Consider the following 13,021-nt stretch of genomic DNA (forward strand, 5'->3'; position numbering starts at 1 on the left):
AATTATGATTCAGCATCCGCTGATGTTGAAAATTGACTGATCGAGGGCATGCCACACCAGTGTTGCACATTTTATTCGCATTGGAAAATTTCTAACACCAGCCAATGCTAGGATATCAGTTGCTTTTTTAATGCTTTCGTAGTCTAAATTATCAGAGGTGGTTAGGAAACATTGGGCCGAGGCAGAAAGCGCAAGGGCATCCTCCAACCGTTTAAATTTCACATTTTCACTCATTATCGAGGCCGATGCCATTGAAATCGCGCAGCCACTACATTCAAAATTGACATCGGTTATCATTCCCTGGCTGATCGTCAAGTAAACAGTTACCTCGTCACCACAGGAAGGATTTGTTCCATTTGCTTCGGTGGTAAATCGCGTTGGACGACCGTAATTCCGTGGATTCTTGTAGTGGTCAAGTATGATTTCTTTATATAAATTATCGATTTCTGTGTTTATCATTGCAGTGCAAAATCATCAATCTCATGACGCGGATATAAAAATTTATTACTAATGCAAGGTGTAAAATTTTTTTACTAAAAAATAATAGATTATGCTACAAAACTTATTGCTGATTTATGAGTTATAGATCGATAAAGTTATTCACATACCTATTGTTAATAACTTGTGCATATATTGGGCTTGATACCAAAAAATCTTTTGCAAAACTGTTAGGTTCTGATGGCGATGAATACTATCGGTAGATTGAAGTGGAAGTTGTTATCATCCGTCAAATACAGTATTTTAGCGGGATGTGGATATTTTTTATAGATTGGTTTTGTGAGTTTGTTGCCTGGAAAAAATGCGCAAGCTTGGTTGGCAGTGAAAGCACTAGGGTGATTTATATGTTGCCAGAAATGTTAATAACTTTTGATGCGTTGTGTTGGTATGGCGAACCTTGCAAATATAAATGATATCTGGAATGTGGTGAAGGAGGACTTCAAAAAGTCATTTCCGGCAGATGTATACAGTACCTGGTTCGATACAATCCCAGGTGTGAAACAGAGTGGCAATGATAGCGTAATTATCATGGTGCCTAACGATTTCGCCGCCATATGGATCCACGATAACTACCGGGATATTATAATCGATAAATTCCAAATGGCCCTGGGGCATTCCACCGAAATATCCTTCGAAGTTGTCTGTGATGATGTTGACTGTGGCTATGCCGATCAAAAGCCGCTAAAAAAACGTACAGCCAAGGGCAGTAAGGATTCCAAGGCCAACTGTTCTGATAATTCTGAAGAGTATGCACTTAGTCCGCGCAATACCTTTGAAAATTTCGTAATTGGTACCGGAAACCAAATGGCCCATGCGGCCAGTATTGCCATAGCAAATGCGCCGGCTAAAGCCTATAATCCATTGTTTTTGTATGGGTTTACAGGTCTTGGTAAAACCCATTTAATGCACGCTGTTGCCCATCATGTTTTAGCCCATAACAGGAACACAAAAGTCGTGTATACCTCTACGGAAAAATTCACCAATGAGTTTATCCATGCCATTCAATCCAATGCCATGACAAGGTTTCGCTCGAAATATAGAAACGTAGACGTACTGTTGCTGGATGATATTCATTTTCTTTCCGGTAAAGAACGCATACAGGAGGAATTTTTTTACACTTTTAATGATCTTTTTGAATCACAAAAACAGATATTTTTATGTAGCGATAGGCCGGCTTCAGAAATTGCAGATCTTGAAAGTAGACTTGTGTCAAGGTTTCAATGGGGCCTGGTTACCGACATACAGCCGCCGGATCTTGAAACCAGGACTGCTATACTTTCGAGAAAGGCGGAAGCTATGCACCTTAGCTTGGATAGCGATGTGTTACTATATCTGGCGGAACACATCTCCACAAATATTAGGCGGCTTGAAGGGGCACTAACCCGTCTGGCCAGCTTCATAAAATTGTCCAAAATAAACGTGGATATCCATGCCATAAAGACGATAATGCGTGATATCTTTGAAGAGGAAAAGAATGTCCAGTTGCCGATCGATGCAATACAACAAAGAGTGGCTGAATTTTTCAAAATAAAAGCGTCAGATATTCTTGGCAAGCGGAGGCCGGCGAACATAGCATTGCCGCGGCAGGTTGCCATGTACCTGAGCAGATCCTTGACAACACTCTCACTGGTAGACATAGGTCTCGCGTTCGGTGGTCGAGATCATGGAACGGTTATTCATGCCTGTAAATCCATCGAAAATATCATGAAAATAGATCCTACTTTGAAGCGCAATGTCGATCATCTCAAAAAGATATTGCAAAATAGGTAAAGCTAGGTGTTCTAGAATGGCAACAGGAATGAAGCAGCGTACGATCAGACGAGAAGCAAGCATCCGTGGGAAAGCTCTACACACCGGCACCGAAGTAACTCTTACAATAAAACCAGCCAAGGAAAATGTTGGCATAGTATTCCGGCGCATGGACCTGTATAATAGGCCGGAAATTTGTCCATCGGTTGATGCCATCGGTGACCTGATTCGTTGTACGACAATAACATCTGGTCACGTAAAGGTTCACACAGTCGAGCATATACTCAGCGCCATATACGGCATGAATGTGGACAACATCATCATAGAAATGGATGCTTCCGAGCCACCGATACTGGATGGATCGGCGAAATTTTTTGCTAATTTGATAAATGAAGCTGAACCTATTGAACAGGAGGAGGATCGTGTATACTGTGATATCACGAAGCCGATTTCTGTAACCCGGGGTAATCGTTCGATGATCGCCTTGCCCTACGATGGGTTCAAAATAACCTGTACTTCCTCCGATGATAGAGGCATACATACACAGCATCTGTCCATCGACCTAGATCCCGAGGTTTATTTATCAGAAGTAGCTCCAGCAAGGACATTTACGATATATGAGGACATCGAAGAGCTCCTGAAGCTCGGCAAAATCCAGGGAGGCAGTTTGGATTCGGCAATAGTCATAAAGGGCGATAAGATATTATCAAAAGAGCCGTTGAGGTTTGCCGACGAGTTCGTTCGGCACAAGGTCTTGGATGTGGTAGGAGACCTGGCGTTGGTAGGAATGCCGATAAGGGGCCATATAATTGCCGTGAGGCCTGGCCATGCTTTGAACGCCGAATTAACAAGAGGCATTGTCAACTCGTACAATGAAGCAAAGACGGGTAAAAAAAAGATGCCTCAAACGCCGGCTGGTCCAGTGGTAATCAACGAGGAAGAGGCCTGCCTGGACATAAAACAGGTACTAAACACGTTGCCACACAGGTATCCATTTGTGTTGATAGACCGGGTTGTAGAATTCATTGGTGATACAGAACTACGTGCCATAAAGAATGTTACAATAAATGAGCCCTATTTTGTTGGTCATTTCCCTGGCCAACCGGTGATGCCCGGTGTTCTTCAAATAGAAGCCATGGCCCAGGCTGCCGGCCTATTGATGATGCGCCGGGGTGGCATTGAAAACAAGTTAGCCTACTTTATGAGTTGCGACAAGGTCAAATTTCGGAAGGCCGTTGTGCCGGGCGATCAATTGGAAATATGCGTAAAATTACTGAAGCGGCGCGGAGACAGAATCGGTATAGCCGAAGCTCAGAGTAGAGTTAATGGGAAAGTCGTATCGTCGGCCGAATTGATGTTTTCCATAGTGGATCACGAAGAGTGACATGGCTAAAAAAATTCACAGTACGGCTATAATAGAGCCTGGAGCCCAGCTGGCCGATGATGTGGAGGTTGGTGCCCAGGCCTACATTGGCAGCCAGGTGAAAATTGGCCCAGGTTCGGTCATTATGCATCATGCTACGGTGGAAGGAGATACGTCCATTGGCCGTTGCAACGTTATCTATCCCTACGCCTATCTCGGTGGACTTACCCAGGATTTAAAATACACCGGTGGAAAATCCAGGTTATTGATAGGCGATAATAATATATTTCGTGAATTTTTTACAATACATACAGCCACAAGTCCGAACCATGCCACAATCGTAGGTGATAATAATGCTTTCCTGGCCTATGCCCATGTGGCCCATGATTGTGTTGTGGGCAGTGGAGTGATTATGAGTAGCCATTCGGCACTCGGTGGTCATGTCCTGGTAGAAGACTATGCCAATATCGGATGGGGTTCCGGAGTTCATCAGTTCTGCCGAATCGGTAGCTATGCAATGCTGTCGGCTATGTCCAAGGCAACGATGGATGTGCCACCCTATATGATTGCCGATGGTAACCCGGCTAGAACAAAGGCATTTAACAAGATACTACTTGACCGTCATGGATTTAATGAACAAGAGATTCGTGTGATTAGGGAAATTTACGTGATGTTGTATGTGCAAAAGGGGATTAGAGCAGATTCATTGGCAAAGCTGAGAGAAGCCAGTTTGACCAGTGGCGATTTATATGATAGGGTGTGTTCGTTTTTCGATGCTAGCACTCGTGGTGTCTGCTAGCAATTTTATCTACATCAAATGTTGTAAAAATGTTGCGGATGTTTGTGTTATTGTTCTACTTAACCCCAGGTGAACGTTGAATGAAGGGCATAAAGGAGATTCGTCAAAGAATTAAAATAGTTGATGGCACTGCGAAAATAACCAAAGCCATGCAGCTGGTCGCGGCCTCAAAGATGAAAAAGGCCCAGGCCCTGGCCATTGGAAGCCGGAAATATATAGTCGGATTAACCGATATCATTGGCTGTATGTCATTAACATGTATTGAAAAATTAAAAAGCAGTCGCTTTTTTAATATCAATGATGAGGGATCTCGTTGCGTGATTGTTGTGGCGAGCGACAAAGGGTTATGTGGCGCAATGAATAATAATATATTTCGCGAAGCTGCTCAGGTTGAAAAAGATGCTCAATTCATCGCCGTTGGGAAAAAAGCCACCAATTATTTGAGCCGTTGTGCTAGGAAATTAGTGGCCAGTTTTTCTATCAATGATATATCCGAATTTCACGAAATCCTTGGCATAAGTGAACTTGTTATGCAGTTGTATGAATCCGGTGAGATAAGTAGATGCGATGTGTTGTATTCGGGGTTTAAGAATACTTTGGCCTATGTGCCCGTCTATCGAAGAATCCTGCCAATGGTCGATTTTTATGATGAGTTTAAAAAGATTACCGATTTCCTAGGCATTGATAGTGAAATACTTGTGAAAGATAAAAGGAAGATGATCTTCGAACCATCGCCGGCAGGCATCCTTGATTCCATCGTAAAGACATTTATTAAGCATGGTATGTATCAAAGTATTTTGGAAGCAAAGGCTTCTGAACATAGTGCCCGGACCGTAGCCATGAAATCTGCCACGGATAACGCCAAGGAATTGTCGAAGAGCTTGAAATTAGAGTACAATAAATCCAGGCAATTTGCCATAACCAATGAGATTATTGAGCTGGCGGCAGCTAATTGTAGTTAGTTAATAATGAGTAAGTTAGGAGAGATAGTACAGGTAATAGGCGCCGTGGTCGATGTGCGGTTTGATGACGATAATATGCCAGACCTATATAATGCCCTTGAGGTTGATCTGGGAGAGGGTGGCCGAAAGCTCATACTAGAAGTTCAACAACACATTGGCGATGGTAAGATTAGGGCTGTTTCAATGGCATCGACCGATGGCCTATCCCGGGGAACCAAGGTGCTGGATAAAGGTGAGCCAATAGTTGTTCCGGTGGGTCCGGAAGTTCTTGGCCGAATCCTGAATGTTGTTGGCGAACCTATTGATGGAAAAGGTGTTATTAAAACTGATATGCGTTGGGCGATCCATAGAAAGCCTCCAAAATTACTTGATCAGGATATTGGTGCCACAATTTTAGAGACAGGAATAAAGGTTATCGACCTGATCTGTCCCTTTGTGAAAGGCGGAAAGATTGGCGCGTTTGGAGGTGCTGGTGTAGGTAAGACTGTAGTAATCACTGAGTTGATAAACAATATTGCCCTTGGTCATGGTGGCTTTTCTGTTTTTGCCGGAGTAGGTGAGCGTTCTAGAGAAGGTAATGATCTTTTCCATGAGATGTGCAGCTCTGGAGTTATCGATGAGAAAAATCCGATAAATTCCAAGGTGGCGCTGGTTTTTGGCCAGATGAATGAGCCACCAGGTGCTCGTATGCGTATTGGACTAACCGGATTGACGATTGCCGAGTATTTCCGCGACGAAAAGCATCAGGACGTATTGCTATTTATAGATAACATATTTAGGTTTTCTCAGGCAGGATCTGAGGTGTCGGCTTTGCTTGGGCGATCACCGTCGGCGGTCGGATATCAGCCTACGCTCAGCTACGAAATGGGTCAGTTGCAGGAAAGAATCACGTCGACAAAAAATGGGTCAATAACTTCTTTCCAGGCAGTTTATATACCGGCCGATGATTTGACAGATCCGGCACCGGCTAACACCTTTGCCCATCTGGATTCGACCATAGTGCTGGATCGACGGATCGCGGCGTTGGCCCTGTTTCCGGCGGTGGATCCATTGGCGTCCACATCCAAGGCTCTTGATCCTAACATTGTTGGTGAAGAACACTTTAGGGTGGCGCGAGAGGTTCAGGCTGTACTTCAAAAATATAAGGAATTGCAGGATATAATAGCCATCCTTGGGATGGATGAGCTGTCCGAATCCGATAAGTTGACTGTTTCCCGGGCACGGAAAATTCAGAAATTTTTGTCCCAGCCGTTTCATGTGGCCGAAGCTTTTACCGGAATACCAGGCAAGTATGTGTCTGCTGAGGAAACTGTTCGAGGCTTTGCTATGATACTTGATGGCAAGCTCGATGATGTTCCAGAAAATAATTTTTATATGAAGGGCACCGTGGACGAGGTTTTTGGTTCATCCTAGGAATAGCTATGCAGATTTTTCTGGAAATAATAACTCCTGGTGATGTTGTTTTTAGTGGCGAAGCGTCTTCGGTGACCATTCCTACTGCTCTTGGCGAGATCCAGATTCTGCCGGAACACAGGCCTATAATTGCCCTGGTATGGCCAGGTAGTGTTGTTGTTTCCATCGATGAAAACCGTGAAGACATTGCCGTTTCATCCGGTTTTTTGAAGTTGGAGAATAATAGGTTATTGCTGTTGGTCGACGAAGCCGTGGATATAAAATCCGTGGATATTGACAGTGTGGCAGATGCTAAAGAAGCTGCCGAAAAAGCTCTCGAGGCAGCAAGATCAAAGGGCGATTATGATCAGGAGAAAATCGAAAGCCTTGAGGCTAAAATACGTTACCATATGGCTCAACTGGCCGGCAGAGTCAGATAATTGCTCGGCCAAGCAATTATATTTTTCTTTTTTCTTTTTTCTTTTTTTCTAAAAGCATAACAATGGGCCACAACAAATCCAGGCCACAGCCTATAAAAACGGACCTCTAAATAAATTAGAATTCAAAATTGTCGCTGCTTGTCAGGGTTTTTGCAAACTCACATAGCAGCTTAATGGCATTGCTGATGTCGTCCAAATGGGCTGTCTCTGCCGGTGTGTGCATATAGCGAAGAGGTATGGATACCAGGCCTGTGGCCACTCCACCTCTTGAAATCTGCATCGATCTGGCATCGGTGCCGGTTGGAGCTGGTTCGGACTCTATTTGGTAAGGTATTTTAGCCTTTTCAGCACACTTTACCAGTTTTTCGAAAACCAGTGGATTTATGTTACAGCCTCTCGCAATTATCGGTCCTGCTCCTAGCTCAATCTTGCCAAAGCGCTTTTGATCGCAGCTAGGGAAATCTGTGGCATGACCCACATCAACTGCCAGGCCAACGTTAGGCCGGATTGAAAATGTTGATGTTATGGCTCCACGAGTACCAACTTCTTCCTGTACAGAAGCTACTGATACAACGCCACATTTTAACGAAGATTTTTCTTCCATAAGTTTATTGATGACCTCCATTACGACGTAGGTGCCGGCTTTGTCATCGAATGCCTTGCCAGTAATCACCTTACCCTGAATGGCGGCCACGTCTGGCATGTCATATACCACGGGATCGCCGATCTGTACTAATTTTTTGGCTTCTTTTTCATTTTTGCAGCCCAGATCGATCCATAGGTCATAGGCTTTTGGCACCTTGTTGCGTTCATCCGAGTCCAAAAGGTGTACTGCCCTTTTTCCAGTGACACCGTGGATCGGTCCATTTTTTGTCAGGACAATCACTCTTCTTCCGGAAATCATCGAGATATCATGGCCACCAACCGTATCAAAGTATACAAACCCTTTGTCATCAATGTATTTGACAAGGAATCCAAGCTCATCCATATGGCCAGATAGCATCAGCAGTGGTGTTTTGCCCTCATTTATATAGGCATAGCGATTGCCCATCACATCTTTTTTGTACACCTCGGCTTTGTTATCCATGTATCTGTCCACAACCTTCTGGGCTTCGAATTCATAGCCCGATGGAGATCTTGCAGCCATTAAATCTATGAGAAATTTTGGAATATTCATAATCAACTACACACCGTGATAACTAATAACATAGCCGATAGGTGGTTAGTATGAATATCAAGGCCTATAAGATATTGTCAATAGCTATATTAATTGTTAGAATTCTGTCGGTGAAAATTTTATGAAACTGGCTATTTGTATACCGGTCCATGGATTCAGTGATGTGTTCCATAATACATTGGACATCATAGCTAATTGTGATGATGACCGGGTTAAAACCGCAACCATCGTCGTTAGCAATAGTGGTGCGGCTTTTGGTGAAGATTCCATAAGGTTTGACCGGAAAAAAATACTGGGCGTTCCTGGAAATTTCTACTGGTCGAAGGCCGTTGAGGTTTTGTATAAGTACTGCATCGCCGAGAACTTCGACAAGGTTTTGCTGATGAATCACGACTGCCATCCGGCCACAAACACATTGAAACAGCTTCTTGATTTACACGAGACCTATCCGGAGCATGTTCTCCATCCTGTTGTGGTAGATGCGGTTGATGAAAAAATTATCTGGGCAGGCATAGATATCAAGTTCTGCCGCCGTCCCCGGTGGAGGTATTTGGGCGATTCATTAAAAGATCTGCCAAGTCAATGCTATGAGACCGATTGTGCACCAGGACAGATGTTGTTGTTACCCCTGGGCGCTGTCAGGCCAGAATGTTTAAAAGCAAAATATTTCCCGCATTATTTTTCTGATTTTGTGCAGATCCGGGAACTCCAGCGCCGGGGTATAAAAACACTGGTGGTTCCCGATGCTATTGCCTATGCGAATGAAGCCGATTATGAAAGAAAAAAATTATTTATGGATACCGGAACCTGGGCCGGTGTGTTCAGGGCATTCTTCGATGTTCGATCCCAGAGAAATTTGCGTAGCAGAATCCTGGCTCCATTTTTTCTCCAAAGTAATCTGTTTGGCGCGTTGATTCAACTGGGTTATCAATTCCCAGGGAGCATAGCAAAAACCATCCTCGAAAGGCTAGCTAAGTACATCGTGCACAGAGACCAACAACCTAGTCATCAAGCTGATCGGAAATTTCATCAGGAAAATCGTGATTGGAAAAAACCATCTTGACATCGTCCAATTCATCGAGTTTGTCTAAAAGTTTTACGATTTTTTTTGCTGTTTCGATGTCGGTGATCTGAACGTAGTTATTGGGAATATAGGCCAATTCAGAGGCTTCTACCGCTACATTTGCTTCAACTAAGGCCTGGGAAAGCTTATCATATTCGCTGACCTGGCACAGAACCTCAAAAATATCCTCTTCTTTCTTAACGTCCTCGGCCCCAGCGTTTACTACGATGTCCATCAGTTTGTCTTCGGTTATGTCGTTGGCCGGAACTATGAATTGGCCCATTCTTTGAAAATTGAATGCTAGAGCTCCCGGGGAAGCTAAATTGCCGCCACATTTTGTAAAAACACTTCTTACTTCGGATACGGTACGATTCTTGTTATCGGTGGTAACTTCAACAATCACGCCAATGCCGCCATAGGCATATCCTTCATACATAAGTTCTTCTATGATGACACCCGGGATTTCCCCGGTACCTTTTTGGATGGCTTTTTTAACGTTGTCGGCGGGCATGTTTGCCGCCTTTGCTTTCTGGATAACGGTTCGCAGCCGAGGATTAAATTCGGAATCACCGCCACCGGCTCGAGCCGCAATGGTCAATTCTTTGCTCAAAATACTGAACAGTTTACCTCTTTTAGCATCAACGGCAGCCTTATGCCTTTTCGTTGTAGCCCATTTACTATGTCCTGACATTAATTCCTCCTAAATTTTTCGCTTTTTTTTCTTACCATGATCAGGCTCGGCCGGATCGACCTCTAGGTTTTTGTTATTCAACACAAATTGCTGTAATATTGTGAATAAATTTTGAATTGTCCAATATAGAACCAACCCGGATGGCAAATTATAACAAAAAAATGTGAAAATTACTGGCATAAACTGAAACATTTTTTTCTGAACATTGTCTATGCTTGGGCTTGGCATTATCTTCATCTGCAGGTAGGTAGTAAGTCCCATTATAAACGGCAACGGATTTATCGGAAAGGCCCCGATCCTTCCCAATGTGTCTGGCATGGACAGATCTTTTATCCATAAAAACTCAGCAAATCTCAAATCTGACGCAGTCCTCAGCATGGAGTATAAGCCCAAAAATATCGGTATTTGGATAAAAATCGGAAGACAGCCGGCGGCCGGATTTATCTTATTAGCTTTAAACAACTTCATTGTTTCTGCCTGTAGTTTTTGCGGATTATCTCGAAACTTTTCCTTTATTTCGCGCATAGGTTCCTGGATTTTTGCCATCCGACGAGATGATCGAACCTGGGCCGTGGTTAAAGGCCACAAGACCAATTTAACTATCAGCGTCAGGATGATGATCGTCAGGCCCCAGTTTCTTATAATCGAATGAATTCCTCGCATCATCAGCAGAAGAATTTTCCCTATAAAGCCGAAAAATCCGAATTGCATGACCAAATCCTGGTTATGACCAAGCCTATCCAGTTTAACGAAGTCCTTGGGCCCGGTATAGAATTCTGCCTCAAGTATTTTGGTTTCACCGGCATTTAGAATGCCAAGGTTGAATTCCAAAGATCCGGCCACGGTGTCCTTGGCACTTTTTGACATGTAATCGTAGGATTTGGCAGGAAAGGCCAAAAATCCACAGGCCGGTGTGTTTGGTCTCAAAACCGCCGCAAAAAATTGGTTTTTTACAGAGCCCCAGCTGATCGTAGACTTGCTAGATATTACTTCGCGAGCATCTCTTCGGCCCAGGCCCAGAAAGCCACTGCTGGCACTGAAGTCGGTCAGATTCAGGAAGTGGACATTTCGCCCATCGTAGTAACCAAAATTTAGAAATTCTCCGGTGGAATCGCTGGCCGTTGGCGGAAAACTACCAAGTTCAAGGAATACACCCCTGAGATCAAATGCCTGGGTTCCATTGTTGGTAAATTTTGTCGAATGTTTTATTAGATATTTTTCTGTAGACTCTTCGTCACGAGGCACCGAATAGGACCTTTCGATAACAAGGCCATTGGTTGTTTTATAGCTGAACGATATGGAGTTGTCGTTATGTTGCTTGACCACCGTTTCGTTGGTAAAAAATTTCCTGTTTTCTCCAGAAATCGACAGGGACAATGCTGGTATATCGGATTCCTTATTAAAAATAAACGGCTCGGTTTCGCCTTTTTTCACCGGATATTTTAAAAATGAAACGCTTTCGATTGTGCCACCAAGATTGCTTAGATTCAATAAGATGCTATCGTTTTTTATGGTGAAATATTTTGGCTCATTATCTTTTTGTGAAATGGTCTGTTGATCAACCACCGGTACCAGGTCTTCGTTGTTGGTTGTACGATTAATCGCCAAACCATGGCCAACAGGACCGCTAGGCCTAGGCAGAGCAGCTGTGGTTCTAATTTGACTGCCGTGGTAGAGCATGAGGCCAAGTGCCGCAATAATGCAAAACATTCCTGCCCAGAAACTACTTTTATCCATAGATATTTGCCTACAAACCAAAGTAGGTTGTTAAGCCATTGCAAGGATTTTCAGGAAAATCCAATAATTGTCTCTGATATTTTATAACAATATTTCATAATCTTAAAAATTTTCTTGCCTGTCATCTTGATTAATGTTTAACATTAGCATCGCGTATGTGTGAGTTTGGACTGAGTGTTGGTGAGAATGGGAGCGGTACTAGGACTGCGAATAGATTACTGGCGGTGCAATTTCTTTATATGGCCGAGGTCAGAAATCTGGATGATGTGGGCTCTGAATTTGTTACCTTCTTTGATGCGGTGAATGTGGATGGCATGGATTGTACATTCGCGTCGGAATTGGTTACATTGGTTTTATCTAACCGTGAGGAAATAGACTCAGCCATACGGAAATGCGCTACAAATTGGCAGATAAACAGGATCGCAAAGGTGGAACTATGTGTACTGCGCATGGCTATCGCGGAAATGTTATTTAGACAGGATATACCCCCGGTGGTTACGATAAACGAGGCCATTGAGATTATTAAGATGTTGGCAGACAATGATTCAAAGCGATTTGTCAATGGTGTCCTCGATAGGGTAAAAGACTCTTTGAATAGGCCGTGTAGAACGGCAAATATATGAAGATGGTGAACTATAAATTATCTTCGTTTGAAGATGCGGTTAGAAGACGTAATGAGGCAAAAACGTCCGGTGCTGTCGTTGTACTGACAAACGGGTGCTTTGATTTTCTTCACGTGGGACATGTTTTATCGCTGGAATCAGCTAAAAAACTAGGTGATCATCTATGGGTTGCCATGAACAGTGACGATAGTGTCAAAATGATCAAAGGTGATAACCGACCAATTATGAATGAGGAGGAAAGAGCTTATATGTTGGCTGCCTTGGAGTGCGTCGATGGTGTTTTTTTGTTCGATGGTCTAAACTTAGCAACCGAACTAAGCCTCTTTCGCCCAGACGTATATGTGAAATCTTCCGACTATAACATGGATACGCTGAATGAGGAAGAAAGAGTTGTTCTCACAGAAATTGGTAGCCGGATCGAGTTTACCCAATACCTTGATGGTATGAGTACTACGAAACTCATAGAAAGAGTAAAAAATATCTAATCCTATCAATCTTGACAAAACCCTTTTGGGTGCTTCTATGCC

General features: G+C 43.4%; 13 protein-coding genes. 9 read left to right on the top strand and 4 right to left on the bottom strand.

From position 1 onward, the window contains the following. Positions 1-9: 9 nt before the first annotated feature. A complete protein-coding gene (locus LBB20_00665; GenBank protein MDR2735342.1) occupies positions 10-459 on the bottom strand; it encodes an SUF system NifU family Fe-S cluster assembly protein in 450 nt (149 codons plus the stop codon). Between the two features lie 411 nt (positions 460-870). Between LBB20_00665 and dnaA the strand changes: the two genes are divergently transcribed. The 6 genes from dnaA to atpC all read left to right on the top strand — a co-directional run bounded on the left by dnaA (position 871) and on the right by atpC (position 7,203). After that, entirely contained in the window at positions 871-2,268 is a 1,398-nt protein-coding gene (gene dnaA / locus LBB20_00670) for a chromosomal replication initiator protein DnaA (GenBank protein MDR2735343.1), read from the top strand. A gap of 28 nt (positions 2,269-2,296) precedes the next feature. Then, positions 2,297-3,631, top strand: coding sequence for a bifunctional UDP-3-O-[3-hydroxymyristoyl] N-acetylglucosamine deacetylase/3-hydroxyacyl-ACP dehydratase (locus LBB20_00675; protein ID MDR2735344.1), 1,335 nt, complete (start codon positions 2,297-2,299; stop codon positions 3,629-3,631). A gap of 1 nt (position 3,632) precedes the next feature. Then, complete coding sequence (gene lpxA / locus LBB20_00680) at positions 3,633-4,409, top strand: acyl-ACP--UDP-N-acetylglucosamine O-acyltransferase (GenBank protein MDR2735345.1); 777 nt, start codon at positions 3,633-3,635, stop codon at positions 4,407-4,409. Positions 4,410-4,489: 80 nt separating this feature from the next. Further along, on the top strand, positions 4,490-5,371 hold the full coding sequence (atpG, locus tag LBB20_00685) for an ATP synthase F1 subunit gamma (GenBank protein MDR2735346.1): 882 nt from the start codon (positions 4,490-4,492) through the stop codon (positions 5,369-5,371). A 6-nt stretch (positions 5,372-5,377) separates the two neighbouring features. Then, positions 5,378-6,784, top strand: a complete 1,407-nt coding sequence (gene atpD / locus LBB20_00690) for a F0F1 ATP synthase subunit beta (protein MDR2735347.1) — start codon at positions 5,378-5,380, stop codon at positions 6,782-6,784. A gap of 8 nt (positions 6,785-6,792) precedes the next feature. Then, complete coding sequence (gene atpC, locus LBB20_00695) at positions 6,793-7,203, top strand: ATP synthase F1 subunit epsilon (GenBank protein ID MDR2735348.1); 411 nt, start codon at positions 6,793-6,795, stop codon at positions 7,201-7,203. A gap of 115 nt (positions 7,204-7,318) precedes the next feature. Here the strand turns inward: atpC and LBB20_00700 are convergent, their stop codons facing one another. Next, a complete protein-coding gene (locus LBB20_00700) occupies positions 7,319-8,380 on the bottom strand; it encodes a M20/M25/M40 family metallo-hydrolase (protein MDR2735349.1) in 1,062 nt (353 codons plus the stop codon). A gap of 121 nt (positions 8,381-8,501) precedes the next feature. Between LBB20_00700 and LBB20_00705 the strand changes: the two genes are divergently transcribed. Next, complete coding sequence (locus LBB20_00705) at positions 8,502-9,443, top strand: hypothetical protein (GenBank protein MDR2735350.1); 942 nt, start codon at positions 8,502-8,504, stop codon at positions 9,441-9,443. Here LBB20_00705 and LBB20_00710 read toward each other — a convergent pair. Together LBB20_00710 and yidC are read right to left on the bottom strand one after the other, a co-directional pair. Beyond that, positions 9,382-10,134 (bottom strand): YebC/PmpR family DNA-binding transcriptional regulator, encoded by a 753-nt coding sequence (locus LBB20_00710; GenBank protein ID MDR2735351.1) that lies wholly within the window; start codon positions 10,132-10,134, stop codon positions 9,382-9,384. The genes LBB20_00705 and LBB20_00710 overlap by 62 nt on opposite strands. Before the next feature lie 9 nt (positions 10,135-10,143). Next, positions 10,144-11,871, bottom strand: a complete 1,728-nt coding sequence (gene yidC, locus LBB20_00715) for a membrane protein insertase YidC (GenBank protein ID MDR2735352.1) — start codon at positions 11,869-11,871, stop codon at positions 10,144-10,146. 155 nt (positions 11,872-12,026) lie between these two features. Here yidC and nusB point away from each other — a divergent pair, with 155 nt between their 5' ends. Further along, positions 12,027-12,494 carry a transcription antitermination factor NusB gene (gene nusB / locus LBB20_00720; protein ID MDR2735353.1) on the top strand — a complete coding sequence of 156 codons (468 nt, stop codon included), beginning with the start codon at positions 12,027-12,029 and terminating at the stop codon, positions 12,492-12,494. Next, complete coding sequence (locus tag LBB20_00725) at positions 12,491-12,979, top strand: adenylyltransferase/cytidyltransferase family protein (GenBank protein ID MDR2735354.1); 489 nt, start codon at positions 12,491-12,493, stop codon at positions 12,977-12,979. The genes nusB and LBB20_00725 overlap by 4 nt, the downstream gene beginning before the upstream one ends. The last annotated feature ends 42 nt before the right edge of the window (positions 12,980-13,021 follow it).

Source organism: Puniceicoccales bacterium (genome assembly GCA_031283585.1).
In the GTDB taxonomy this organism is placed as follows: Bacteria; Verrucomicrobiota; Verrucomicrobiia; order Opitutales; family LL51; genus JAIRTH01.